Origin of the sequence: Sphingobium lignivorans (assembly GCF_014203955.1) — a bacterium.
GTDB lineage: Bacteria > Pseudomonadota > Alphaproteobacteria > Sphingomonadales > Sphingomonadaceae > Sphingobium > Sphingobium lignivorans.
In genome coordinates, this window is the sequence record NZ_JACHKA010000001.1 from 2,705,429 (window position 1) to 2,730,128 (window position 24,700).

The window sequence follows — 24,700 nt, forward strand, 5'->3', positions numbered from 1 at the left end:
CGGAGAAGAAGGCGACAATTAGTGCGTGCCCTGATCCGCGAAATCCGCTGCAGAATTTCTAAAGGCCAGGCAGAGAACCGATTGAAGCAAGACCTCCAGCATGCCCCGAACACTTCACGGCTTGCGCGATAGAACGCGGCATGGCCTTTTAGCAAAGCATGCCGATGCCCGTCTTCCTTCCCGCTATCTCCGCTCGAGGAAAGACACGATGAAGCACGCGGCATCGACCGAATCGACGGGTGGAATCGGCGTCAGCTATGAGCGTGCTGCTGCCGCCGTCTACCTCGCGGCGATGCTGGCAGGCGGAGCGGGACCCGGGCTAGCCGGAAAGGTGGTCCGCGTCGCTGCGCAGCAGGCAGCGGCGCTCGACGACCTCGAAATCCATTGCGAGGACGAACAGGGCCGCACCACCGTCGCTCGCTTTCAAGTCAAGCATCAGCTCACACTGAGCGCATCGCCGAGCAACACCAACTTCGCCGACATCGTCCGCGATGCCTGGCGCGACCTGTGCGCGCCAGGCATCGCAGCGGTGGATTGGGTCGGCGCGGTCGCCGAGCGGATCGCCAGCGACAGCCTCTATGCAGTGCGGCGGCTCACCGAGATGGCTGTGCTGGCCGCAGACGGCGCCGCGCTGGTAGCGGCGCTCGATCGGCCTGGCCAGGGCGGCGACGCCAAGCAGCTTTGGGATAATGTCGCGGCGCTCAGCGAGAAGCCGCTCGGTCGCGCAGCGACCAGCGAAGAGCTCCTCAACTTCTTCCGGCGTTTCACCGTCGTCGGCATCGACGCTTCGTTCGCGCGGGACCGCGACCGCGCGCACGCAATCGATCAATTGCGTGCAGTGACTTATCTGGCAAATGCTCCCGATCCGGTGAGCTTGTTCGCCACCCTCGAAGTCGTTGCGGGCACGCTCAACGTCCGCGGCGCGGGGTTCGACGCCGATCAGCTGCGCAGCCATCTCGCCGAACAATATGCCATCACGCTCGAGCCGACCGACCCCCAACTCGAACCGATCACCCGCGCTGCGCGCAAGGCTGCCACCCGCGATGCCCAGGCATGGCGCGACGGACTCCAGATCGCAGCGCTGTCTCCGGAGTTCGTGCCACTCGATCCGATCGGCTATGAGGGCGATCCGCCGTCACCCGGCGCCAGCACGACGTTCGCCCTTGGTGATATCGAAGCCTTGCTGCGCAAGCATCGCGGCCTCGCAGTCGAAGGGGTGCCGGGGGCGGGCAAGACGCAGAGCCTCGTGCAAATCGCGACGCATCTGCTCGAGAGCAGCGAACTGGTGCCGATCGTTCGCCGCCTGCCCCGGCTCGCACTCGGTGGGCAGCCGATCCTCGACGGGATCGCCAGCGATCCATTCCACACGATTGGTCGCGACGCGCTGGCGTTGCTGGCGCGCAGCGGGCGGCTGGTGCTGCTGCTCGACGGGTGGAACGAGCTCGGACAGACACAACGCGACTGGGCCTGGGAGGCACTGGGCGAGCTGCGGCGGCTCTACCCCCACGTCCTGCTCGTCCTCACCACTCGTACCGGCACGGTACGTCCCTTTGGCGCCGAGATGCGACTCGAGCTCGCCGCGTTCGACCGCGACCGCCAGTTTGCCGCCGCCGAGCTCCAGCATGGCAGCGACGGCCGCCAGCTGCTGATCCGCGCCCGTGCGCAGCCCAAGTTGCGGCCGCTGCTGCGCATTCCCTTGTTCTTGACCGCGATCCTCGCCCAGGCGCGCGGCGGGACGCTTCCGACTGATCGCGAGAGCGCGATCCGCCAGCTGATCGACGTCGCTAAGGGCGAGCCCAAGCAGCGCGAAGCGATGCGCATCGCGCTAGACGGGCAGCAACAGGCGTTGCTCGAGGATCTAGGCTCGGCGCTAATGGCGGCCGAGAGCACAGCGATCGCCGAAGGTGAGCTACTTCCTCTGCTCGCCACCAGCCTCGACCGGCTGCGCGCCGCGCACATGCTGTTCGTGCCGGTCACGCCTCCGCAGGCGCTCGACCAGCTGCTCGCGGATTCGATACTTACCGCCGATGGCGAGCCCGGCAGCCGCGATATCGCTTTCTCGCACCAGTTGCTCCAGGAATGGTTTGCGTCGCACGCGATCGACGAGATGATCGCCACTGCCGACCGGACCATTCCGACCAGTCTACTCGCCATCCTCGACGCACCGTTCTGGGGACAGTCCCTCGTGTTCTCGGTCGAGCGGCTCGCGCGCGACGGCAGCCGCGCAGCTGCGCTTCGCGCGCTAGTTTCGGTCACGCTCGGCATCGAGCCATTCCTCGCGACCGAGATGCTCCAGCGCGTGCCCGAAGCGGCCAAGGCGCCGCTCGATCCACTGCTTGATGCGTTCGCGACCGCCTGGCTTAAAGAGCAACAGACCCGCGCCGCGAGCTTCATGCTGGCGAGCGGGCGGCCGCAGTTCAGCGAGAAGCTCTGGCAGATGCTTGAGGCGCATGGCGAAATGGCCTTCGGCCTCAGAAGCGTACGCCACCGTTTTCCGCTCGACGCGCTGCTGCCAGGCTGGGACGCGCATTTTGCGAGGCTCGGAGACCAGACCCGCCGCGTGCTGTTGATCGACATCATCGACCAGGGCGATTCCGCCGGGCTTGACCGCGTGGTCACGGCGGCGCTGGCCGACCCCGATCCCGATGTCGTCTCGGGTGTGGTCGACTATCTCGACTTCCACGACGAAGCCAGCCACCTCAACGGCCTGCTCACGGGTATCGACGACGCGACCGGCATCCGCATCGCCCGCGAACGCCGACCCGAGGCGATCGACCAGGCCAATCGCGCCCGCTGGGAGCTATGGCGACGCAAGCGCTTCGAGACGGCTGAGGGTGTGGAATGGATTGACCTCGCCCTCGAATATGACCTGGCCAGACCGGAGGCCATCGTCGCGGCGCTGCTTGCGATCAAGCTCGACCATAGCTGGTCGGCGCGCGGCATCTACGAGAAGGTTGCGGCGCGTCATGCAAGTACGCTGAGCGAAGCTCTCGCTGAACTGCTGGGAAAGGGCAAGCGCATCCCGCTCGAAGCGCGACCCTGGCTGACCCAAGCGCCTGCCAACACGGGCTATCTCCGCCTCATCCTGACCAGCGAGGACGGCGACTGGCAGAAGCGCACCGACGCCGCTCGGCTACTCGACGCAGATGCGATCAGCACCATCCTCGAAGAATTGCTTTCCTCCAGCAGCAACCCGGAGTTCCGCCGCGACAAACGCCTCGCGCGACTCTCCGACGCGCTCGTACACACGCCATTTGCGCTGCTGGCCGGCCAGGTACTTGCCCGCGACGCGCGTAATGCTGGCGAGACTTTCGTGCTCGCGGACGCGCTTGCCGGCTGGAAGAGCGGCAGCGACGAGAGGCCGTTGCTGCCGATCGCACCGGGCGAGCGCGCCGCGCTCGACGCTAAGCTGCCGGGCTGGACGAGAATGATGATCGCCGATGCCGACGGTCCGCGCTTCCGTCTCGTCCCGCTAGGTCGGCTGATCGGCCGGCTCGGCGATAGCCGCCATCTCCCGTTGCTGCTCGACCTGATCGAGGAGGACCGCGCCCGCCTCGTCCGCCAGCGTGCCGCACGCGACGCCGCGTTCGGCAATATGGCGGGCAGCGAAGCCAATATGGTCTATGACAACCAGTATCAGGATGCGCTGGTCCGGCTCGGCGGCGACATCGTCGTCGACGCGATGATAGAACGGTTCGCCGACCCGGCATGGGAGGACGATGCGGCTTCGGTGCTGAGCCAGCTACGCGCCGTCGAACCGCGCAGCTCCACCCTCTTCGGCGGCCAGCTCGACGACATGACCGCACGCCGCGCCAGCCTTGCCGAGCGGTCCCACCGCACGCCCGATCCCGCCGCCGCGATGATCCTCGGCCGGGTCGATCAGCTTGCGGCACGGGACGATAAGGCATCGATCGCCAAGGCGCTGTACCTTGCCAGCCGGGCAATGCAGATGGACTATGGCAACCGCGGCGCCAGCCTCCGTCACCTGCTCGACACTGCCAAGGAAGCCTATCGCTTCCCCGAATACTGCAAGGCGTTGGCCGAACGCGGGGAACTGCTCCCTGCGGCGCTAGTCCATGACGAAATCGACCGCGAAGCCAGAGCGATCGAAGCGCGCTGGCATTCCGAAAACGATCTGTGGAAGCTCAAGCTGTGGATCCGGCTCGCCGCTTTCGCCGACGATCCGGCTGCGGCGCTCCCCGACCCCAGCCAATGGCCCGAGCAACTCCGACGCCAGCACAATCATCAGGATCTGGTGTTCGCACTCGGCTATTCCCCTGCGCAAACTGCGCCGAAAGCGCTCGAGATGTTGCGCCAAGCCGACCCACTCGCATTGTTTGGTGACACTTGGCCGCGCGCGCTCGCCACGATCGGCAACGACGATGCCGCCAATGTCCTGCTCGACGCAATCGAGACGACGCCGGTCGACGCCACGCACTGGCGCGACAGTCACGGCATGCGCACTGCACTCGAAACACTTATTGCCCGGCCCGCGCCGCGCGCCCGGGCCTTCGCCATGCTTGAGATGCTCAGCGAGCAAGCCAAGCTCGGCGTCATCGCCAGCGCGATCGCCGAGACCATGGACGAAGGCGATGCGATCAGACTGCTCGAGCTCGCCGACACCAAAGGGCGCAATATCATCGGCAATGAGCTAGCCAGCCGCCTCGAGAATGCGGCCGTCACCCGAATACCGGCCGCTAATTTGGGAAACACCTACGAACTTGAGAGCAAACCACTCCCGGCCCTCCGAAAACGCGCTTTCAAACTGATGCGCACAAATGCGGCCTCCGCCCATCACGCGCGCTTGTGCCTGCGGGCCATCGACGAACTGCGCGACCAGTATGGCAAGCCTTTGGCCGAGCCGAATCATCCTGATCTCGAATCCCATATTCCCTGGCCCGAAGCGGGAATGTTAGGTTGGAGCTCCGTGAACCTTGAATAGCGTCACTCAATGGTGCGCCGTTTGGTGACATTCTGCACGTCGATGTCGAGAATGAATGTCCACTTCTGGTGGCGCTCTCAGATCGGTCCAACGGCAGCAATTAGGGCGTGAAACTGACGCGCCGGCCCGCTCCTCGAAACGTCCGCTATCCCACTCTGCGCTCCTCAAAGGGGACGTTCCGGATCGTCCAACGAAGATGACGCTGTCCTAGCCTCTCGGTAGTCCGGTGACCTGGCCATGCAACGTACCCTAAATCACCACGGGCACGGGTTAGGCGAGCCACCTTTGTTGCGCATCACCGACTGGACTAGGCATTCATTTCCGCCCTCACACAAAAACGAAGGGCCGCCCCAGCCGGGACGACCCTTCCATTGTCGGTGCCTTATGCGGCAGGCTTAGAGCCTGACCCCCGCGGAGGCCATGCCCAGACAATCTCCCGCACGTAGCGTGGGACAATGAGACATCTGACCACCTCCTTTCCGTTGTTGAACGATAGGTTGGATGTGGGGCGCGCCTTGCCCCTCTTCAAGATACCGGCCCGTCAGTCATCGTGCGAGACTTCGAAACGTGATTGACCATCGGGGGAGCTCCAACGGTGCAATGCTGTGCTCCCAATTGTGTCGGACCTCGCCAGAGAGATGGTAGATCGACCGGGGCGGGAGTTCGATCTTCGCCCGCCTGAAGCCGTCCGCGCGGCGCTGTCGCAAGCGAAGGGTGGCTGCATTGCCTAAGGAAAGACCGACAACGTGCCCGAAGACCGGACGGTCCCTGTGCCAGCCGATGCCGGCCCCCGGATCGTAGCGGATGAGAAGTGCCTGGACGAGATCGCCTTCGGCGAGGCCCGCAAATCGCTCGGCCCGCCGTTTCACGGTATAAAGCCACTCGGGTATCGGCTCCGTCTGCGTGAAGGATCCAGTCTCGAAATCGTAACTCCAACCGAAGGATCGCGTCAGGCGTTTGCCGGTCCACTGCTGGAAGCGGAACGGACTGAGCGACTGTTCATCGATCCGCTCGATGAGGTCTGCTTCTTCGCCGGACGCGACTGCCTCCCCCTGAAAGGCCAGACCAGAGACGACAGGCGTCGGAAACAGGTCTAGGTTAGAAGCCATGTCAGCGTAGCTGGCTATCCTTGCTGCCCCGGCGATTGATAGCAGAATAGCCTGGACGCCTGTCGCGCGCCGACTGGCAACCGACACATGTTCGCGCCCCAGGAAGGGCAATCCGGCGCGCATCCGGAATTGGCTCGCCGCATTCCTCGCATTGGGACAACCCCTCTCCGGTGGGCAGACGCGCACGCGCCATCGCCAGCGCGTCCTTCACGCTGTCGTCGATCTGATCCTGAACGGCGCCATCGGGCGCCCAGCCATTCGCCATGGGCATTCCCTCTCATTGCTAAGCCAGTGTCTATGTAGGATGCCTGCCGAGATTTTCATCCGCCCGAGCCCTGGCTTACAACGATCGCCGGGAGGGATTGCGCAACGAGCGCCCTATCGGCCCTTGATCATCGTTCTTCTTTCGTTCTACCCAAGCCGACCATGAAGATCGAATCGACGCGCGGGAGTAAAAGCAGTGCAATCCGGTGACCGGCCCTATGGTCCGAACGAGCGGGCCGAAGACAGCAGCCTTTTTGAGATCATGATGGGCATGACGCCGGAGGAATGGGACGCGCCCGTTCTCCCGAAGGGCAGTGAGGCGGATGACTAAGCCCGCTCACGCACCGATCCATGGATGAGGCAATGGAGGTTTTGCGCGCTGCGGTGAGCCGCAGCGGCGCAGGAAAACAGACTGGCGCCGATGTGCGGCTCGCCCTCAAGGCGCTTCGGTTCGTTGGCATTCCAGCAGAAGCGATCCGTTATTTCTGGGACTCGTGTCAGTCAGACAATGAGATCGGGCGCTCCCAGAATATGAGTGCTGCTCTGCGACGCATTGAGTTGCTGAGCGCTGCCGCGCGTCTGCGGCAGGACTAGTCTGGAGGGCCTGAGATCTCGGCCAGTCCGGCGAACCATGGTGCATAAGGGGTGCTGCGGACCATGTGGTGATTATAGTCAGGCGCGCCATCGTCCCACCAGACCGGTCCCCGTTCGCCCAGTGCGCGTTTCAGCCGGTCGACCTCCGTTCGCGCAGTCGCCCGGCCAGCCTCGTCATTCGACCGACTGGCCTGTGCAATCGCGCGGCGGACCCTCATGAGGGCGCGAACCAGCGCATCTTTTTCCGCAGTCGGCAGGGCAGGATTTGCGAGGCGCCACAGCCGGCCACGAACGACGAAATAATGTCCGTCAGGCGTGACCGGACGGCCCGATCTTTGGGGGCTCGTTTGCTCAGGCATGACAGGAGCGATCCAGCATTCTCACCGTCTCGCGAGCCGCCAGGCTCCGGAAATCTGTTCGAGCACCGAGGTGATCACTTCACGACGCTCCGGGTCCCGGGTGATTTCAAGCATGGCACTGAGGCTCTTGCGGGCGGGATCGATGTGTCCTGCCGTGAGCTGCAGTCGTGCGAGTGACCACCAGCCGTCCGGATTGCTCGGGGCAACCAGTGTCATGCGTTGGTAGATTGTCATGGCCCGGCCCGGATCGTTCGCGCTTTCGGCTCGCATGGCCTGGTTCATCAGGAGGCGGACCAGCGTGTTGCGATTGCTCATGGGGCCGGATTGTTCCGCAGATACCGCGACACCTGCGGCTGCGGCCCTGCCGAGGAGCGCGAGGAGCTGTTCCGGTCGGACAATCGCGCCGCCGTTGAATGGATCGATCACCACCGCATCATCTCCGCCGAGGCGGACCAGAACATGACCCGGCGTATTGAGAGGGTCGGCGGTCCATCCGACCCGCCGCGCTGCGGCGACATAGAGGATAGAGAGGCTCACCGGCAGACCCTGACGTCTGTCGAGCACGCGGATCAGATCACCATTGAGCGGCGCATCATAGCTCTCCACGTCGCCTTTGAACCCGAACTCCTCGTGAAGCACCTTTGCCAGAACGGCTGCCTGGTCCGCCGGACGTGTCGCGTCGGCGCCGTCGTCCGCAAGACGGCTCGAAATATCCTGGAGCAGACTAGCATAAAGCTCAAGGTCCGTGCCCGGATGATCGAGCTCACTGAGGGCCAAAGCTGCCAGATCGAGGGTGATTTGCTCGTCATCGAGCAGGCCGATAGTCGCAATGGTCATTAGCCTTATGTCGGCGGCGGGTGACTTCGCTTCAAGGCGTATGCGCAAGCCGTCGCGATCCCGAGGATTTCGACACACTGGCAATCTGGAGAGGCGGCGGCTGCGTTTGGCAGTTGATGCCCGATCACCTTGGCGCCAGAAGCGACCGATGAAATTCCTCCTCGCGCTTCCCCTCGCCTGCCTTGTTGGCCTCTCCGCCTGCGCGACGCCAGCGGCACCGCCATCTCGCGCCGAAACACGCGCCGACCGTCCGCTCAAGCTTGTGAGCTGGAACATGGAATTTCTGGCTGAGAAGGATGGCGTCGGTTGCGAGCCACGTGTCGAGAGTGATTACGCCGCTATGCGCAGGATCGTCGATGGTCTCGATGCGGACGTCATCGCTTTCCAGGAAGTCGAGACCGAGGCGGCAGCGGCCCGCGTGTTCGATCCTGCGCGCTACACCATCGTCATAGAGGCGCGAAAGGGCTCGCCTGGCGGCACCTGTGGCGGGCAGTTCAAAGAGCAGGCCGTCATTCGTCAGGCCGTGGGATTTGCCATTCGCAAGGGCCTTGCGTTTGAGCGTCATCCTGATGTGACATCGTTGATGCTCGGCAATGAGCAGCTTCGCTCGGGCGTGGACCTGACGTTGAGGCCGGCCGGCCGCAAGCCGCTGCGCCTTCTCTCGGTTCACCTCAAGTCGGGCTGCTTCACCGGGCAGGATGCGAAGGCTTGCCCTGTCCTGCTCGACCAGATTCCGAAGCTTGAAGCCTGGATCGACGAGGCCGCGAGAGGTCCTCTCCCGTTCGTGATCCTGGGCGACTGGAACCGACGCCTTGGCTTGCCTGATGACCGGGTCTGGGCAGAGATAGACGATGGTGAACCAGCAAATGCGGATCTCAGGCTCGCCGACGCCGGCACGCCGCCGACCTGTGATCCCCGCTATGACAGCTTCATCGATCATATCGTGCTGGATCGCCGTGCCGCGGGCCGCATGATCGCGTTCGGGGAGACCCGCTATGCTCCAGGCGAGAAGCATTATTCAGATCATTGCCCGGTCTCGGTGACACTGAGCGAGTGACCAGCTGATCCGGATACTCAAAGCGTCAGCTTGCGCGGCTCCGGCGGGCCGATGCTGCGCGTCAGATCTGCTCGACGATGAATGTGTTCCTGGGCGGCGTGATCAGCAGTTCCTCATTGGAAACGGTCCGATCCAGCCAGTGCATGACCTGTCGCGGAAAGAGGATCGCGCCGTGCCGATCCTGGAAAGGCGCGACCTCGACATTGGCCGCAACCGTCACGATCCGGAAAAATGGGAGATCGGAGTCCGTCCCCAAGGGCGGCTCCCAGACCCCGGCCAGATAGAAATGCTGGCCACTGTCGAGCATCACCCGGTAGCGCTTCTTGCCGACCTTCATGTGGAATTCGGACGCCGGCATCAGGCAACGGTGGCTGGGCAATGTCTGCCCTTCAGATCGCACAAAGCGATAGCTCACCCCATCGCTGAACCGGGGATTGGACCCCCAGCGCGCTTCGATCATCTCAAGCTCCTCGACATCTTCGGGATTGCGCCGGATGATCGGCCGCGTCGCGCCCATGGGAGCGTCGGAGTCGAAGGGTGTTGCCGCCACGCCCATCATTGGAACATACAGGGAACGATGACGATCGACAAGGGCCCGGACCATGTGCAATGATTACCGCCTCCTTCTCGACATCGCCACGATCGCCGATGACTTTGAAGGGCTGAAAATCAGGATCAGGATGCCGGAAGGCGCGCCGAACGTGCAGGCGCGTCAGGACATCAGGATGACCGACATGGCGCCAATCGTGCGTACGCCTGCCGACGGGCAGCACCGCGTCGGCGAGCTTGTGAGCAGACGTTGGGGCTGGCCAGGTAAGTCGGGGCCGGTCTATAATTTCCGGACTGAGGGCTTTGGCGGCAGACCGCCCGATCTCAGCGTCCAGCGCTGCCTCATCCTCGCCGACGGCTTCTACGAATTTACCGATCCCGAAGTCCCACGTCCGAAGGACAAGCGCCTCGACAAATGGCTGTTCACGATGAAGGACCATGACTGGTTCTGTATCGCCGGGATCTGGCGGGATAGTCCGGTCGGCCAGTGCTTCTCGATGCTGACGATGGACGCAGGCGAGGAGATTGCGCCCTATCATAATCGGCAGATCATTCCCCTGACGCGCGACCAGTGGGCGGACTGGCTCAATTCCCAAGTGCCTGCGCAGGAAATCCTGCGGTCTCTTCCGGCGGGAAGCCTGGTGGTCAAGCGCCTCTACCCGCCGCCCGGCCGGCTCGCCCAGGCGACGCTCTCGCTCTGACGCAGCCGTCTTGACGGAACCTTCATACAGGTAGAACATAATGGGAACATCTGAGTCGATGTCTCACTATGACAGAACCGAACCATTCCCCCGATCGCCTCCGGGCCGATCAGCTGTCGGCGCTTCGCGCCGAGCTCATGCACGCGCAAAGCGTGCGCGGCCCCGTGCTGCCATTTGGCGTGCCTGCGCTCGATGATCGGCTCGTCGATCATGGCCTGTCGGGCGCTGGCCTGCATGAAATGGCGCCCCGGTCCGCCGAGCTGACCGACGATGCAGCGACCAGCCTGTTCATCGCCGGGATTGCCGCGCGCTTCGCGGCGAAGCCTGGAGCCAATGTGCTCTGGGCCCTCTCGACGTTTGATCTCTATGCGCCTGCGCTCGAACATGTCGGCCTCGGTCCGGATAAGCTTCTCTATGCCCAGGGACGCCGGGACAGCGAGGTTCTTGCGCTTGCCGAGGATGGTCTGCGGGACGGATCGCTGGCCTGCGTCGTCGCGGAGGTGAAGGTCGCCGACCAGGTGGCGACCCGCCGTCTGCAACTGGCTGCATCCGACGGCGGCACGCCGATCCTGCTCTATCGCCGTCACCGCGCGCGCGATCGGTGCCCGCTGGCGCAGCCATCATCTGCAATGACCCGCTGGCTGATCGGCTCTGCCCCCTCCGCCCCCCTGCCCCATGCCGGTGTCGGCCGTGCGCGCTGGTCGGTCGAGCTGGTTCGCCAGCGTGGCGGCAATCCCTTCCAGCTTGAGATCGAGGCCTGCGATGACCAGGGTCGCCTCGCTCTTCCTGCCGCAGCTCCCCATCGAGCGCCTGCGCAGGATGGAGCGGCCATCAGCGCTGCTGCCTGAGCCGTTTCCGCAGTCCGCCCAGACGCCCCTGCCGCCCATCGATGATGAGCCAGGCGCCTGCTCGGTTCCGCGCGGCGGAGGCTGGAGGCCGGGTGCACGCTGGGCGCGCGATGGCGCGCTAAGCCGGCGCCCCTCGCAGGCCGAACCGGATGCCATGCCGGCTCATCAGCGGCCGACCATGCGCGAGATGGGACGCCGCAGCGAAGCCGCGGACAATCCATTCAAGGCTATGCGGCCTGACGATGGCAGCCGGGGCGGCGGCCAGGTCCTGCCAACGACGATGACAAATCCATGGGCCAGGCCGCTCATCCTGATCGAGCGGATCGGGCAAAAGGAAGTGATCAGTGCGGCCTGCCCGATCGCAATCGATCTGGGCCTGCGCCCTGGCATGCCCGCCGCGCAGGCCCGGGCACAGGTCACCGATCTGGAAGTACGCGATGCAGAGCCGGATGCCGATCGGGCCGTTCTCGATCGCCTGGCGCTCCATGCGGTCGGGCATTGGACGCCGACCGCAAGCGTCGCCGGTCCTGACGGCCTTTGGCTCGACCTGACGGGCACGACGCATCTGTTCGGCGGCGAGGCGCGCTTCTGCCAGCGGCTGCTCAATTTTCTACGCAGGCTGGGCTTCACGGGCGGGATCGCAATCGCCGGAACGCCCGGCGCGGCCCATGCGCTCGCCCGGTTCAGCGGGCGCGCGACAACGATCCTCCGGTCCGGCCAGGAAACGCAGGCGCTTGCCGACCTTCCCGTTGCTGCTCTGCGACTGTCTCCGGCCGCCCTGGTCTCGGCGGCGCGCTTTGGTCTGGAGCGTGTCGGCGATTTCTATCCGATGCCGCGCGGCCCGCTCGCTCGTCGCTTTGGTCTCGAAACGGTCCAGCGTCTGGATCAGGCGCGAGGCCTCTCGCCTGAGCCGATCGTTCCCGTCGTGCCGTTCGAGGAGCCCTTGGTCGAACGTCAACTGCTCGAACCGATCGGAACAGCCGAAGCCATTACGCAGGTCATCGGCGATCTGGTCGACGATCTGGTAGCCGTGTTGCAGGTGCGCGGCCTCGGCCTGCGCACGCTGGTATTATCCTGCACGCGGGTCGATAGCGACGAGCAGCGGATCGGCCTCGGCACAGCACGAGCAACCCGCGATGCCAGGCATCTCAAACGCATGCTCGGTCTGCAGATCGAGCGGATCGAGCCAGGCCTCGGTATCGAGGCGATGCGGTTGCGCACCCCGCGCGTCGAGGATCTTCAACCCGAAGCGCTAGGGGACCCGCTCGGCGGCGAGACCGCCGCGCCGGACATCGCTCTGCTGGTGGACCAGCTTTCGGGCCGCGTCGGTGAGGAAGCGCTGTTTCGCGCGAGGGGCATCGAAAGCGACGTTCCGGAGCGCGCGGTCGGTCGCGCGCCGCCCCTGTCGACACCAACGGGATGGGCCCCCTGGCGCCGACCGGTCCGCCTTCTGGCGCGGCCGGAGCCCTTGGGCCAGGTCATCGCCTTGCTGCCCGATCATCCGCCACGGCGTTTCATCTGGCGCCGCCAGCTCTACACGGTCGTTGCTGGCGATGGTCCGGAACGCGTCCATGGCGAGTGGTGGCAGCGGCCCGGGGAGCTCTGGGCCGTGCGGGACTATTTCGCGGTCGAGACGCAGGGTGGCGCGCGCTTCTGGATCTTCCGGCGCGGCGACGGCGTCGAAGCGCCCACGGGCGATCTCAGCTGGTACATGCACGGGGCGTTCGGCTGATGGCGACTTATGTCGAGCTTCAGGTCACGAGCCACTTCTCTTTCCTGCGCGGGGTCTCCTCTCCCGAAGAGCTGTTCGCCGCAGCCCGGCTGCTCGGCCACAAGGCGCTGGGCCTTGCCGATCGGGGCAGTGTGGCGGGCGTGGTGCGCGGCTGGGAAGGCCAGAAGGCCACGGGTGTTCGGATGATCGCCGGCGCGCGCGTCGATCTTGTCGATGGCCGCGCCCTGCTGCTCTATCCAACGACACGCCCGGCCTGGTCCCGGCTCACCCGGCTTCTCTCGGTCGGGAAGGCGCGCGGCGGCAAAGGACATTGCACGCTCGAATGGAGCGACGTCGCTGCATGGGCCGAGGGCCTCGTCGCCATTCTCATCCCCGACGAGCCTGATGACGGGCTCACGGGACGGCTGAGAGAGCTACGCGATGTCTTCGGGTCTAACGGCCACCTCGCCCTCACCTTGCGCCGGCGCCCGAAGGACGCGGCCCGGCTTCACGCGCTCGCCGCCGCTGCCGACGCCCAATCCATACGCTGCGTCGCGACCGGCGACGTCCTGTTCCATTCGCCCGAACGGCGCCCGCTCCAGGACGTCGTCACTGCCATCCGGGAGCGAACGACGATCGATGCGCTGGGCTTCAGGCGCGAGCGGTTCATGGACAGGAACCTCAAATCGCCACAGGAAATGGAGCGGCGCTTTTCGGCCTTTCCTGACGCAATACAGGCCAGTGCCGATATCGCCGCGCTCTGTGCATTCGACCTCAGCGAGATCCAGTACCAATATCCCTATGAGCAGGTGATCGAAGGTCGATCGGCGCAGGAGGCGCTGGCGATCCTGACAGAACAGGCCGCCCGGGTGATGTTTCCCGACGGTCTCCCCCGGCCCTATCGCGATCAGATCGATCACGAGCTGCGGCTCATCGGAGACCTTGGCTATGCGCCCTATTTTCTCACCGTGAATTCGATCGTCGCCGAGAGCCGCAGGCGCGGCATCCTCTGCCAGGGTCGCGGCTCAGCTGCGAACAGCTGCGTGTGCTTCATGCTCGGCATCACTTCCATCGATCCGATCAAGCATGAGCTGCTGTTTGAGCGTTTCGTCTCGGGCGAACGCAAGGAGCCGCCCGATATCGACGTCGATTTCGAGCACGAGCGACGCGAGGAGATCATCCAGTGGATCTATGAAACCTATGGTCGCACGCGCAGCGCGCTGACCGCGGTCGTCACCCGTTATCGCACGCGCGGCGCGGTGGGCGAGGTTGGCAAGGCGCTCGGCCTGCCAGCCGATCTCACGAAGATGCTGACCGGCCTTGTCTGGGGCTGGTCGGAAGACGGGATCTCGCAGGAGCAAATTGCCGCCCTGAACCTCAATGGTCAGGATCATCGCCTGCGCCTCACGCTCGAGCTCTCCAGGCAGTTGATCGGGACACCTCGCCACCTCTCGCAGCATCCCGGCGGCTTCGTGCTGACTCAGGAGCGCCTGGACGATCTCGTACCGATTGAGCCTGCGGCTATGGAGGATCGTCAGGTCATCGAATGGGACAAGGACGATATCGACCGCCTCAGGTTCATGAAGGTCGATGTGCTCGGCCTTGGCATGCTGGGTTGCATGAACAGGGCCTTCAATCTGCTTGAGCAGGACAAGGGGATCAGGGTCAGCATGGCTGACCTGCAGGACGATGATCCCGATGTCTATCGCATGATCCGGAAGGCCGACACGATGGGCACTTTTCAGATCGAAAGCCGCGCGCAGATGTCGATGCTGCCGCGCATGAAGCCGGTCCGTTTCTACGATCTTGTCATCGAGGTCGCGATCGTACGGCCTGGCCCGATCCAGGGGGACATGGTCCACCCCTACTTGCGTCGCCGCGAGGGCAGGGAGACGCCGGACTATCCCAAACCCGAGCTGCGCGCCGTCCTCGAAAAGACGCTTGGCGTGCCGCTGTTCCAGGAACAGGCGATGAAAGTGGCCATCGTCGGCGCCGGCTTCACGCCCGTCGAAGCCGACCAGCTGCGCCGTGCCATGGCGACCTTCAAGCTCACCGGCGGGGTCAGCCATTTCTACGACAAGCTCGTCAACGGCATGGTCGAGCGCGGCTACCCCAGGGACTTTGCCGAGCGGACCTTCAGGCAGATCGAAGGGTTCGGCTCCTATGGTTTTCCCGAAAGCCATGCCGCGTCGTTTGCCAAGATCGCCTATGCGAGCTGCTGGATGAAGCATCACCATCCCGATGTCTTCTGCGCTGCGCTGCTCAACGCCCAGCCCATGGGCTTCTACGCGCCTGCCCAGCTCGTGGGGAATGCGCGCGATCATGGCGTCGAGATCCGTCCGGTCTCGGTCAATCACAGCCATTGGGATTGCACGCTCGAAACGACCGGGGGGCGATATCTTGCGGTCCGGCTCGGCTTCCGGCAGGTGCGCGGTCTTGCCAATGCCCACGGCGCAGCAATCGCGGGCGCACGCGGCCCGGTGCCCTATGACAACGTCGAGGATGTGTGGCGGCGCGCTGGTGTGCCGCGCGCCGCGATCGAACGTCTGGCGGAAGCCGATGCCTTCCACGTCATTGCTGAGGACCGGCGCCAGGGTCTCTGGAAGGTGAAAGGCCTGGGCGAAGCGCCGCTGCCTCTGTTCGCGGCGGCAGATGCGCGCGAGGGCAAAGTGAGCGCGGAAGGGATCGAGCCTGACGTGGCTTTGCGCCCGTTGACCGCTGGCCGCGAGGTTGTCGAAGACTATCGGTCGACCCAGCTTTCGCTGCGCGGACATCCGGTGAGTTTTCTTCGCGAAGAACTGGATCGAATGGGCATCGTGCGGTGCGGCGACCTTGCCGGCATCCGCGATGGCCGGAATATCGAGGTCGCGGGGGTGATCCTCGTGAGGCAGCGCCCAGGCTCGGCAAAAGGCGTCCTGTTCGTCACGATCGAGGACGAAACCGGAATCGCCAACGGCATCCTGTGGCCCGACCGGTTCGAGATCTATCGCCGGCCGATCATGTCGAGTTCGATGATTACCATGCGTGGCCGGCTGCAGAAGGAAGGCGAGGTCATTCATGTGATCTGCGACCGGATCCTCAATCAGGACGATATGCTCCGCTCGATCGGCCGGACCGATTTCCTCGTCGCGCCCGGCAGAGGCGATGGCGCATCAAATGGCGGCGGACCGGATCCGCGCGGTCCGGCATTCCCGCGCGGGCGGCCCCTCGCCTCCCCGCCCCGCGGCACGGCGACCGAACAGGATGAGATTGTGCGCATCAGGAGCCACGACTTTCATTAAACGCGCAATCCTGATTCGCCAGAGCTGCGTCGCTGCCCATCTGGTCTGACGGCGCATTCCTGGCGAACGGGACAGCAACTGTCAGGCCTTCCGCCCCCGGGGCAAAGCTCTGCTTTATTGACGGACACCGATACTCCTGCTTCAGACTAGACCGGCTTTGGCAAGCGCGAGAGATGCTTGTCCAGGGTCATCGGATAATCGCGCAACCGCACGCCGGTCGCATTGTAAATGGCGTTGGCGATCGCCGCTCCCACACCGCAAATTCCTAATTCTCCGACGCCCTTCGCCTTCATCGGAGTGGACCAGGGGTCGGTGGCATCAAGGAAGATAACGTCCTGGTGCGGGATATCGGCATGGACACGTACTTCGTACCCAGCGAGGTCATAATTGACGAAGAAGCCTTTAGCATATCCGGATCGGTGTCTGCCGAGGCGGCACGGAACTCAATCGCTTCCGGGGCGTCGCGACAGAGCGGCGCCGGGTCGTGAAGCGCCGCAGATCGGCGCCTCCTCGCACGCAGGCCGCAGAAAGGCATGGACGAGCATGCGCACCCGGACCCTCGGGGGCTTGCTTCTGTCCCCCAGCATGCCGCGCAGCAGATCGGACGTGCGGCGGCACTCGTCGCTGTGGCGGCGGCAAAAGATCGACGCCTTGTTGGGGAAATATTGGCAGAGCGACCCGGGGGCCGCGGTGAATGGCTTCGCGCCTTCGGTCGTCAAAACCTGAACAGCCGCATGACTTCGCGCCTGTCACTTACCGTTGGTTAAGCTGCTCCCCCGCATTATAGGGCTATGTCCAGGCTCTCAACGCCCATCATCATCGGTACGGCGGCGGTCATCGGACTGGGCGCTGGAGCGCTCTGGTCAAACGTCGAAGGCCGTCAGGCGCAAGCGCAACCTGCAGCAACAATGGTGTCGATCGCACCACGCGTCTTCAGCCTCTGCCATACCGGTGGCGGCACCAATTGCGTGGTCGATGGCGACACCGTCTGGGTGGATTCTGTCAAAATTCGCATCGCGGACATTGACGCGCCTGAAACCCATCCACCGCGTTGCGATCAGGAAGCCGAGCTTGGCCGACGCGCAACGGGACGGCTGCTCCAGCTTGTGAACGCCGGGCCATTTGAGATGCGCGCCCTGAATGGCCGCGAGGCGGATCTCTATGGCCGAAAGCTCAGGATCTTCCTGCGGAACGGCCAGTCCCTTGGCGATCAGCTGGTTCGCGAAGGACTCGCCCGGACCTGGTCCGGGCGCCGGGAACCCTGGTGCTGACCATTTGATGGATGTCTGGCCAGGAAGGACCAGTCGTGTGATTGCTGCTTTCGAACTCCGGGCTTGCGCCCATGCGGTGTTGCAGGATCAGGGTCCTAATGCGCTGACCTTCGTGACCAAACGCATCGGCCCGCTGGCCGTTAAAGGCGATGTCGAGGGCGTCGAGACACGGAAGCAAATCGCGCACCGGTTGGAGCAGCCCATGGGAACCCCGCTTCGCTGAGCATGAAGCGTCGCCCTGAATCAGGGCTGCCTGCAATAGCCGGCTGAGTCATCATTCTGTCGCCCATCTTCTCTCCATCGAAGCCGGGGCTCAGCCAGTTGCTCACGGTTGCAGACCGCTTAGGGAGCATATCACCGTGAGACCATCTTTGCCGGCGCCGCGGCGATGTCAGTTGCTCGCGATGCGCAGAGCATCGAGCACCTGAGGCGTGATTGTACCGGTGACGGTCAAACCATGACTTGTCTGAAATCTGCGCAAGGCAGCTCGCGTGGCAGGGCCGACATCACCATCGATAATGCCTCGATATTCGCCCTGCCCCGTCAACCCGATCTGCACCCGTCGCACGATCGCCCTGAACCGTTCCGCGCGCGCCTGGATCGCAGCGCCTGGGCCCAGTTGCGGCGGCGTAGCGCGGTCCGGCGCTGCCGAAGATGGCATCTCCAGCAAAGAGCGCGGCCCCAGGGTTGACGTTGAAAAGGGAGCGGCAGTGTCTTCCGGCGGCGTTGGCGTGGAGCTTGGCGATGGCTCGCTCGGCCTGGGAGCAGGCGCCTGGTAAAAGGACCCGCCACTGTAGCCCCCCGTGCTCGATCTGTGACTGGTATGGCTTGTGTGGCTATAATGGCCGCCACTGCCGGAACGATGGCTGCTATGGCTGCGGTGACTGCTGTGACTGCGATGGCTTCTGTGGTCGGCAAAAAACAGCGGATGATCCTGGGTGAAGATCTGAAACAGCCTCGCACCCTCATCGATCGGCGTTGAGGCGGCCTGGATCAGCTGGGCCTGGATCGTCTGGGGTTTGAAAAACCCGGCGGCCAACAGGCTCGAGACGAGAAACTTCTTAGGGATCATAGCGGCGATATCCAGGCATTGGCGTGCTCATCAGGATGCCATTCGAAGAACCCGCAGCACTGGTCCTGCTCCCGGCAGGTGGCGCAGGCGGGTGCAAATTTGCGCTTCCAGTCGGAAATGGAGGCCGGCGCGAGCGCACGATACTGAGCCGGGACCGTACAGCGGGGAAAATTGAAGAGATGCACCGCTTTGCCGTGCAGCAGCGCATAGTCCAGAGCAGCAGCAACCGGTTCGAAGCCGACCTTGTGATCCACGAACAGACCGGCCCAGCGATTGCGGGCAAAGCCGGTTTTCTCCAGCTGCATGATCGACCAGCTCTCGATGAAGCGCAGCCGGCTCGCGACCAGCCGGGCCAGTCGCGGCAGGTGGTCGATATTGTCCTGGATGAGCACGGTGCGCAGCTCGATCCGCGCGCCGGCCAGAAGCAGCACATGAAAGCTGCGTTGCAACCGATCGAAGGCGCCCGTCTTGCCGACAATCTCATCATGGCGCGCCGGTTCGTTCGAATAGAGCGGAATGCCCCAGCTTACGCGCCGGAACACGTCCTGGCGCAGGCGATCGACGTCGGACGCTTCAAAATGCTGCGCATTGGTGAGAACATGGAATTCGATATCCGGGCGTACCGTTCCAACGCGCTCAATCAGGCCAAACAAGTCGTCCTTGTAAAGAGTCGGTTCGCCCCCGGTGATGCCAATAACGATATTGGGCCGGGCCAGCAGGCAAGCCTGTTCAAAGAGCGCGAAACGATCAACATGCGTCTTCCTGGGCGGCTGCGAGCACATGACACAGAGCTGATCGCAGCGTTCAGTCACAAGCAGCGTATTGTGCGAAGACCCATGGCGCAGCAATCGTTCAGCCCGACCAGTATCGGGTTGCACGAGCATGACATCGCCTTCGAGCGCGTCAGCACACACACCTTCCAGGGTCAGCAGGCCGTGCAGGCCGCTAAAGCTCGGTCCTTCCTCGTCTTCAACGACAAGGACAGCGTCAGCCTCATCGGTCGCCGCTGCCGGATCAACGCGCAGGCGCGCCACATAAGGCATGGTTGCTTCGGACACAGCCGGAACGCTGAGCGGAATCATAGCCTGGTCCCGAAGCTTGCAGGGACGCCTGGCAAACGGAGCCACCGGGCCAGCGAATAGTGAATCGCCGGATCGTCCGAATAGACCATCTCGAAGATGAGATCGAACATGTGCAGGTGCCGGCGGCAGAACTCGGTCTGGGTCCGCTCGACGTCGATGCGACCATAGCGGGCCAGGTCATCGACCAGATCGCGCCCGCAAAATGGCTGGTAGGCGCAGCGACGACAGCTCTCGTCGAACTGGTTGGTCGCATGCGCATTGAGCAGTTGCCGCTTCTCGCTGTCCCAACCCGAAAAGACATCTCCGATCGAGAGGTCAATGATCCCCGAGCGCGTCAACATGCGGCTCTCATCAGTCGGGTAGACGGTCCCGTCATGGTCGATGACTACATAATCGACACCCATCGGATTGGGATTGCGCAGATCGACATGACGATCATGGCCGGGCTGGAAAATCCGTCGCAGGCAAATGCTGAAATAGGTTTCCTCCAGCACCACCTCCCGATCGGCCCAATTGCGTTCGATGATCCGTCGGACGAAACGTTCATGAAACCGTCGCCAGTCATTCGACTGCTCGCGCGCGCCGCTATGTCGTTTGCGCGCGAAGCCCTGATAGTTGATGGGCCGCAGAAAGATGCTGTGAAGGCCGCGCCTAGCATAGCTGTCGATCAGGGCATCGATCGCAGGGGGGGTCTGCGGATCGATCGTCGGGAGCGCGGAAACCTTATCGGGACCGAATTCGCTCAGAATGCGCTCGAGATTGTCGAGGAACTGCTGCGTTCCTGCTCCGGTGCGGTTATGGGCATGTGTGTCGACATCCCCATCGAGCGACGTGCTGATATAGACATCTGGTCGCGCCAGTATGGCGAGAAAATCGTTGTGCAGGTCCTGGAGATTGGTGCAGATGACAAACTGCTTATGCTCGAACCGCTCGCAGCGTTCGATCACGGCCGTAATGAGATCAGGACGTAAGCTCGGCTCGCCACCCTGAAACTCGATTTTGATACGCTGCGTCGGAAGTGTGTCGAGCAAAGTCAGGACGGCATCCAGCGTCTCGCCACTCCAGTCAAACCCTTTACGTTCCAGCCCCACGCGCGAAACCTGACAATAGCTGCAGCTTAAGTTGCACCGTAAAGTGGGGACCAGAATCAGATAATCGAGTTCTCCCGTCCGGTCCCACCGCGAGGCGCAGCCATAGGCGTGCGCATCGAACGCGAAGGCATCATCCTCCGAAAAGAGGTGTCCGTCACAGGCAAGTTCAGCCCGGTCACTCTGCGCGAGGGCATCCCCGATGACACGCTCGACCAGATAATCCGACGCGAGAAAGAAGCGTCCGGTATCATTGACTGCGAGCGTGCCCCGATCAATCGCCCGGAACCTCAGCGGAATGACGCTCATTGCAGCAACCGTTCGATCACGGCCACCCGCGCCGGCTCGCTGCGCCGCACGCTCAACTCATTCACGATCATAACCTGAAGAATCCGGCGCAGAGCATCGTCCGAGCGCGCATCACTCGACAAAGTCACCAGCTGCTCGTCAATGGACACGGTCACGTCGGGATAGAAACGCACAGCCATATCGGCCAGTGATGTTTTGAGTTCGCGCATTTGTGGCGCGAGCAGATGTTGAACCACCCCCATGGCTTACCCCCTCCCTGCCATGTCTAACAGGAAGTCCTGGTCCGCCAAAGACCCTTTGCATCGTCATTGACTTGAATATCGCAACCGCTGCACATTCATGCCCGGGATCAATATTCCTGGGAGCACAGATTCCCCGGGGATGTTTCGAAAATCAGGGGAAGTCATATGGCGCCAATGCCACATGGCACACAGAACGGATTGGGGGCATGGCTCGGGCTGGGCGCTATCGTCATCATTCTCTTCGCTGCGGCCTCCCAATGCTCCACAGAAACGCAGACACCGGCGCAACTGGCGGCGGCCGAGTTCGCGCAGAACACCAGCCAAGGCATCGCAGCGCAGACGGCCGATCCGATTGAACCGATGAATCGTGCCAGCCTCCGGCAGGGACTGGCCGATATGCGGGCGGCGATAAAGGCCGAAGGCATCTCCGGGGCCATGATCTACAGTCAGAATTGCTACGAGGGCTTGTCGCGGAAATTCACATGGGTGCGAATGGATGTTTGCGGCGCCGCAGACATGTTGGCCGTTCAAGCCGTCGATGTCGCCGACAGCATTCGATTATCGGAAATTGGCTATTTCGAAAGCGAGGTGGCAGCCGGGCGATACCTGGCGGCGGCCACGAGCGCCGGCCAGGATGCGTCCGAGGCCGATCAGCGGCTCGAGAAACTGAAAGCACAAACGCGCGATCGTGTGGAAGCGATAGATCCTGAACAATCAAGCGCGGAAAATGAAGATAATGGTGTCAGCTTCTAGCACTACATGGCAGAAGTTCATTGAGACGCCTGGCCGCATCCGCATTGAGGACAACGGTCCGGCGGTGAGCAAGACAGGCGCTCAATGATGGCGTGGCGCACTGCCGGCAAGGTGGGCTGGAGGTGGGCCGAGGAGTCTTTTGTCCGCCCCGCCCTGGCGGCCGGCAACTCACCCTGCCCTACGTGATTCACCTTATTGACAGGCGTCGTGAATGGGGCCGACACCGTCTGCGGGAGTGGGCGGAAGCTGGCTTCCTGGTGGGGGGGAAGCCTTGGGAGAAGAGTTTGGGTCCTGCCGGACATGACAACAGGGCCCTTGGTGCTCGGTAAAGGTCCAGACCAGCCGAGTATTGTCATCCGCCGTTGGGTAATGCCACAAGCACGACCAGCCGCCCGGCCTGGACGGCTCCAGCCTTGTCTCAAGGCGCCTTCGTCTCACCCAGTCGTTTTGCCCGGTCGAGGGCGTCGCGTTCGGCCCCGGGACAAGTAGGTCTTGGCCGGCCGCAATGAGACAACCTGCGAAAGTGGGAATTGAACATGGGTGAGCTTGATCTGATCCGTCGATTGCTACTCGACACCTTGGTGTAGGCGAGTATTAGATACGGGATCCTGGCCGCGCGCGCTGGAACAACAGTGCTCAGGCCATTGCTCGAAGATTTATCGACTCAGCGAGCGAGCCATGTTGGCTTTGTGCCAGCCATTATCGAGAACCTAGTGCGAGGACTCGGCTGTGAACGATCGGGGGGATCTATGCGCATACTTTACGTTGCTTCGCAGACTGACGAATCTGAGACGCTCGCGCTCGAGCGTGAAATTACCGATGTGCAGCGGCAGTTGTCTCAGACGTCGCTGCGCGCCGCTGATATCGAGTTTCTTCCTGACATCACGATCGAAGCATTGCCGATCGAACTGTCGCGCACCAAGCCCGACCTGCTGCATATTTCGGTCCATGGCGAACGCGAAGGACTGTGGTTCGCGAAGGAAGCGTTCCGAGGTCAGCCTAAGCAATTCGTTCGCTTGGCAGCCGAGCGGCTGTACGCATTTCTGGATCCCGATAAACCACCGAAACTGGTATTCCTGAACGCCTGCAATTCGCATCAGGTCGCTGAAGTCTTGGCTGAGCGCGGGATTGCGGCTATCGGAACGAGCGCGCCGATCACCAACCATGCGGCGGCGGCGGCAAGCCGGCTACTATACGAACGGCTGCTGGGTGGTAGATCAATCGCCGAGGCGTTCGAAGCCGTCAACGCCTTGGCACAGACGATCGATGACGACCGCGTCAAGCTCCACCTGTTCATGCCAGCGGGACTGGATGCCGGCACCCTCGCGCTGCATCGTGTGGTCAAGCTTGCGGCACGCCTCTCTAGCGAGGCGGTCGTCAAGCCGGGCAAGCCCGTCGCGATTCAGTTGGGGGTGATCGGCTGCCCGGCCGAGACATCCCAAGTAGTCTTCTTCACCGACGACCTGACGTTCATTTCCCAGAACAACAAATCAACCCTCGAGGAGGATTTGTGCGAAGTCATCCGAGATAACCCCCGTCGCGGCGAAATATGGACCGAAGTCGACTGGCGCGCAGACGGAGATTTCCGAGGCGCGGCATGCGGCATTACCGCAGCGGGACGAACCTTCGCCGTCAGCGGCATGCTCATCGACGCACTCGAGTCCTATGCCCGGATGTCGTCGCCCTCGCCCGAATACCTTGATTTGCTCGCACAAGCTGTCGACTTGCTGCGCACCTATGACGGTGCCGGCCTTGCCTCGTGGCAGAAGGCGAAGCCGAAAACAGCATAGACCGCAACACCACCCTCAGTCCCCTCCGATGGCTAATGACGACCATGGTTTCGGATGAGGGAGCGAATTCTCATAAGGCTGAGGTGTCCAGAATGATGGCGACCCCAACAGGCGATCGTGCGGTGGCCATGACGGCTCACGAGGATCGGGGCCCCACCATTTTTCGCGCCTTTGCCGCAGCCCGGAAAACCCCCGGGCTACTAATACTGGCCAAGGGGGATGAGCAGATTGTCCATATACTAGAAGGAAAGCTGTTCTGCCAAGAGAAGGATTTGGAACAGGCGGTCGCCATATACAGAAAGCATAAACGGTAACCATCCGTCATATTAATCGTTTTGGGTTTTGCTGCGATCGGCTTGTCGATCACACCTGATCCAACGCCCAGAGTCGATCGGCCGCCTGATCCCTGAACAAGGGTTTACTTCGACTGGGATAGCGCAAGCCTCACGCCTGAAACAGCGGCTCTGCTAGGGCTGAGACTCAATCGCAGCCAGAATGCCGACGCGGTGACGAGCGCTGCGCCTGACAGGAAATTGGCGGCAAGCTTGTCGTAACGGGTCGCGACGCGGCGGAAATCCTTGGTCCGGCAGAAGGCATTTTCGATGAAGTTGGCGTCCTCAGCCGAAGATGTAGGCGGGTTTTTATAAAGTTTGGGCGTACCACAGGACAGGATGGAACTAAGGGCTGGGGCGACGAAAGTTATCCGTGAACCGTAAGAGGCCCCACCAAGAAAAAGAACGCCAGTCGGACGAGTCGATATCTGGGTCTATGGCCGCGAGCGTTCGAACGCCAACCGCGCACCAACGAAATAGCCGCTCGCTAAATAGACGAAGCGCCGGGC

General features: G+C 63.1%; 20 protein-coding genes and 2 pseudogenes. 11 read left to right on the top strand and 11 right to left on the bottom strand.

Going from position 1 to position 24,700, the window contains the following annotated elements; all coding sequences use genetic code 11:
- Positions 1-208 precede the first annotated feature (208 nt).
- Positions 209-4,942 carry an NACHT domain-containing protein gene (locus HNP60_RS12555; RefSeq protein ID WP_184154236.1) on the top strand — a complete coding sequence of 1,578 codons (4,734 nt, stop codon included), beginning with the start codon at positions 209-211 and terminating at the stop codon, positions 4,940-4,942.
- A 545-nt stretch (positions 4,943-5,487) separates the two neighbouring features.
- Here HNP60_RS12555 and HNP60_RS12560 read toward each other — a convergent pair.
- Together HNP60_RS12560 and HNP60_RS12565 are read right to left on the bottom strand one after the other, a co-directional pair.
- Entirely contained in the window at positions 5,488-6,051 is a 564-nt protein-coding gene (locus tag HNP60_RS12560; RefSeq protein ID WP_184154239.1) for an alpha-ketoglutarate-dependent dioxygenase AlkB, read from the bottom strand.
- Position 6,052: 1 nt separating this feature from the next.
- A complete protein-coding gene (locus HNP60_RS12565; protein WP_184154242.1) occupies positions 6,053-6,316 on the bottom strand; it encodes a DksA/TraR family C4-type zinc finger protein in 264 nt (87 codons plus the stop codon).
- Between the two features lie 350 nt (positions 6,317-6,666).
- On the opposite strand from HNP60_RS12565, the gene HNP60_RS12570 reads away from it, so the two are divergent.
- Positions 6,667-6,909, top strand: coding sequence for a hypothetical protein (locus HNP60_RS12570; protein WP_148276589.1), 243 nt, complete (start codon positions 6,667-6,669; stop codon positions 6,907-6,909).
- Here the strand turns inward: HNP60_RS12570 and HNP60_RS19765 are convergent.
- Positions 6,906-7,127, bottom strand: coding sequence for a hypothetical protein (locus tag HNP60_RS19765; protein ID WP_221414841.1), 222 nt, complete (start codon positions 7,125-7,127; stop codon positions 6,906-6,908). The two genes, HNP60_RS12570 and HNP60_RS19765, sit on opposite strands and share 4 nt — an antisense overlap.
- A gap of 162 nt (positions 7,128-7,289) precedes the next feature.
- Complete coding sequence (locus HNP60_RS12580) at positions 7,290-8,105, bottom strand: SirB1 family protein (RefSeq protein WP_184154248.1); 816 nt, start codon at positions 8,103-8,105, stop codon at positions 7,290-7,292.
- A gap of 148 nt (positions 8,106-8,253) precedes the next feature.
- Here HNP60_RS12580 and HNP60_RS12585 point away from each other — a divergent pair, with 148 nt between their 5' ends.
- A complete protein-coding gene (locus tag HNP60_RS12585) occupies positions 8,254-9,162 on the top strand; it encodes an endonuclease/exonuclease/phosphatase family protein (protein ID WP_014076969.1) in 909 nt (302 codons plus the stop codon).
- A 61-nt stretch (positions 9,163-9,223) separates the two neighbouring features.
- On the opposite strand, the gene HNP60_RS12590 is transcribed toward HNP60_RS12585, so the two are convergent.
- Entirely contained in the window at positions 9,224-9,718 is a 495-nt protein-coding gene (locus HNP60_RS12590; RefSeq protein ID WP_184157041.1) for an SOS response-associated peptidase family protein, read from the bottom strand.
- Positions 9,719-9,764: 46 nt separating this feature from the next.
- Between HNP60_RS12590 and HNP60_RS12595 the strand changes: the two genes are divergently transcribed.
- The 4 genes from HNP60_RS12595 to HNP60_RS12610 all read left to right on the top strand — a co-directional run bounded on the left by HNP60_RS12595 (position 9,765) and on the right by HNP60_RS12610 (position 16,252).
- Entirely contained in the window at positions 9,765-10,412 is a 648-nt protein-coding gene (locus HNP60_RS12595; protein WP_184154250.1) for an SOS response-associated peptidase family protein, read from the top strand.
- Between the two features lie 68 nt (positions 10,413-10,480).
- Positions 10,481-11,260, top strand: a complete 780-nt coding sequence (locus tag HNP60_RS12600) for an ImuA family protein (RefSeq protein WP_184154252.1) — start codon at positions 10,481-10,483, stop codon at positions 11,258-11,260.
- The gene (locus HNP60_RS12605) at positions 11,175-12,992 is read left to right on the top strand and encodes a Y-family DNA polymerase (protein WP_338056716.1); all 1,818 of its coding nucleotides are present in this window, start codon (positions 11,175-11,177) and stop codon (positions 12,990-12,992) included. Before HNP60_RS12600 ends, HNP60_RS12605 begins: the two co-directional genes overlap by 86 nt.
- Positions 12,992-16,252, top strand: coding sequence for an error-prone DNA polymerase (locus HNP60_RS12610; protein ID WP_184154254.1), 3,261 nt, complete (start codon positions 12,992-12,994; stop codon positions 16,250-16,252). The genes HNP60_RS12605 and HNP60_RS12610 overlap by 1 nt, the downstream gene beginning before the upstream one ends.
- Before the next feature lie 146 nt (positions 16,253-16,398).
- Here HNP60_RS12610 and HNP60_RS12615 read toward each other — a convergent pair.
- Positions 16,399-16,653 (bottom strand): annotated as a pseudogene (locus HNP60_RS12615) (xanthine dehydrogenase family protein molybdopterin-binding subunit); the annotation flags it as partial.
- A gap of 390 nt (positions 16,654-17,043) precedes the next feature.
- Between HNP60_RS12615 and HNP60_RS12620 the strand changes: the two are divergent.
- Both HNP60_RS12620 and HNP60_RS12625 read left to right on the top strand, forming a co-directional pair.
- Positions 17,044-17,523 carry a thermonuclease family protein gene (locus HNP60_RS12620; protein ID WP_184154256.1) on the top strand — a complete coding sequence of 160 codons (480 nt, stop codon included), beginning with the start codon at positions 17,044-17,046 and terminating at the stop codon, positions 17,521-17,523.
- Positions 17,524-17,560: 37 nt separating this feature from the next.
- A complete protein-coding gene (locus tag HNP60_RS12625) occupies positions 17,561-17,746 on the top strand; it encodes a hypothetical protein (RefSeq protein ID WP_184154258.1) in 186 nt (61 codons plus the stop codon).
- 168 nt (positions 17,747-17,914) lie between these two features.
- Here the strand turns inward: HNP60_RS12625 and HNP60_RS12630 are convergent, their stop codons facing one another.
- The 4 genes from HNP60_RS12630 to HNP60_RS12645 are packed head-to-tail and all read right to left on the bottom strand — an operon-like array spanning position 17,915 to position 21,283.
- Positions 17,915-18,595, bottom strand: coding sequence for a peptidoglycan-binding protein (locus HNP60_RS12630; RefSeq protein WP_184154260.1), 681 nt, complete (start codon positions 18,593-18,595; stop codon positions 17,915-17,917).
- Positions 18,592-19,677: a His-Xaa-Ser system radical SAM maturase HxsC gene (hxsC, locus tag HNP60_RS12635; protein ID WP_184154262.1), complete on the bottom strand. Its 1,086-nt coding sequence runs from the start codon at positions 19,675-19,677 to the stop codon at positions 18,592-18,594. Before hxsC ends, HNP60_RS12630 begins: the two co-directional genes overlap by 4 nt.
- Positions 19,674-21,074, bottom strand: coding sequence for a His-Xaa-Ser system radical SAM maturase HxsB (gene hxsB, locus HNP60_RS12640; RefSeq protein ID WP_184154265.1), 1,401 nt, complete (start codon positions 21,072-21,074; stop codon positions 19,674-19,676). The genes hxsC and hxsB overlap by 4 nt, the downstream gene beginning before the upstream one ends.
- Complete coding sequence (locus tag HNP60_RS12645) at positions 21,071-21,283, bottom strand: hypothetical protein (protein WP_184154269.1); 213 nt, start codon at positions 21,281-21,283, stop codon at positions 21,071-21,073. The genes hxsB and HNP60_RS12645 overlap by 4 nt, the downstream gene beginning before the upstream one ends.
- A 198-nt stretch (positions 21,284-21,481) precedes the next feature.
- On the opposite strand from HNP60_RS12645, the gene HNP60_RS12650 reads away from it, so the two are divergent.
- Together HNP60_RS12650 and HNP60_RS12655 are read left to right on the top strand one after the other, a co-directional pair.
- Complete coding sequence (locus tag HNP60_RS12650) at positions 21,482-22,069, top strand: hypothetical protein (RefSeq protein WP_184154272.1); 588 nt, start codon at positions 21,482-21,484, stop codon at positions 22,067-22,069.
- A gap of 749 nt (positions 22,070-22,818) precedes the next feature.
- Positions 22,819-23,859 (top strand): CHAT domain-containing protein, encoded by a 1,041-nt coding sequence (locus HNP60_RS12655; protein WP_184154275.1) that lies wholly within the window; start codon positions 22,819-22,821, stop codon positions 23,857-23,859.
- 490 nt (positions 23,860-24,349) lie between these two features.
- Here HNP60_RS12655 and HNP60_RS12660 read toward each other — a convergent pair.
- A pseudogene (locus HNP60_RS12660) lies at positions 24,350-24,463 on the bottom strand (IS5/IS1182 family transposase); the annotation flags it as partial.
- Positions 24,464-24,700: the final 237 nt, after the last annotated feature.

Coding starts and splice junctions, on each gene's coding strand:
- HNP60_RS12555 (WP_184154236.1), top strand. CDS start 209: ATGAAGCACGCGGCATCGACCGAATCGACGGGTGGAATCGGCGTCAGC.
- HNP60_RS12560 (WP_184154239.1), bottom strand. CDS start 6,051: ATGGCTTCTAACCTAGACCTGTTTCCGACGCCTGTCGTCTCTGGTCTG.
- HNP60_RS12565 (WP_184154242.1), bottom strand. CDS start 6,316: ATGGCGAATGGCTGGGCGCCCGATGGCGCCGTTCAGGATCAGATCGAC.
- HNP60_RS12570 (WP_148276589.1), top strand. CDS start 6,667: ATGGATGAGGCAATGGAGGTTTTGCGCGCTGCGGTGAGCCGCAGCGGC.
- HNP60_RS19765 (WP_221414841.1), bottom strand. CDS start 7,127: ATGAGGGTCCGCCGCGCGATTGCACAGGCCAGTCGGTCGAATGACGAG.
- HNP60_RS12580 (WP_184154248.1), bottom strand. CDS start 8,105: ATGACCATTGCGACTATCGGCCTGCTCGATGACGAGCAAATCACCCTC.
- HNP60_RS12585 (WP_014076969.1), top strand. CDS start 8,254: ATGAAATTCCTCCTCGCGCTTCCCCTCGCCTGCCTTGTTGGCCTCTCC.
- HNP60_RS12590 (WP_184157041.1), bottom strand. CDS start 9,718: ATGGGCGTGGCGGCAACACCCTTCGACTCCGACGCTCCCATGGGCGCG.
- HNP60_RS12595 (WP_184154250.1), top strand. CDS start 9,765: ATGTGCAATGATTACCGCCTCCTTCTCGACATCGCCACGATCGCCGAT.
- HNP60_RS12600 (WP_184154252.1), top strand. CDS start 10,481: ATGACAGAACCGAACCATTCCCCCGATCGCCTCCGGGCCGATCAGCTG.
- HNP60_RS12605 (WP_338056716.1), top strand. CDS start 11,175: ATGACCAGGGTCGCCTCGCTCTTCCTGCCGCAGCTCCCCATCGAGCGC.
- HNP60_RS12610 (WP_184154254.1), top strand. CDS start 12,992: ATGGCGACTTATGTCGAGCTTCAGGTCACGAGCCACTTCTCTTTCCTG.
- HNP60_RS12620 (WP_184154256.1), top strand. CDS start 17,044: ATGTCCAGGCTCTCAACGCCCATCATCATCGGTACGGCGGCGGTCATC.
- HNP60_RS12630 (WP_184154260.1), bottom strand. CDS start 18,595: ATGATCCCTAAGAAGTTTCTCGTCTCGAGCCTGTTGGCCGCCGGGTTT.
- hxsC (WP_184154262.1), bottom strand. CDS start 19,677: ATGATTCCGCTCAGCGTTCCGGCTGTGTCCGAAGCAACCATGCCTTAT.
- hxsB (WP_184154265.1), bottom strand. CDS start 21,074: ATGAGCGTCATTCCGCTGAGGTTCCGGGCGATTGATCGGGGCACGCTC.
- HNP60_RS12645 (WP_184154269.1), bottom strand. CDS start 21,283: ATGCGCGAACTCAAAACATCACTGGCCGATATGGCTGTGCGTTTCTAT.
- HNP60_RS12650 (WP_184154272.1), top strand. CDS start 21,482: ATGGCGCCAATGCCACATGGCACACAGAACGGATTGGGGGCATGGCTC.
- HNP60_RS12655 (WP_184154275.1), top strand. CDS start 22,819: ATGCGCATACTTTACGTTGCTTCGCAGACTGACGAATCTGAGACGCTC.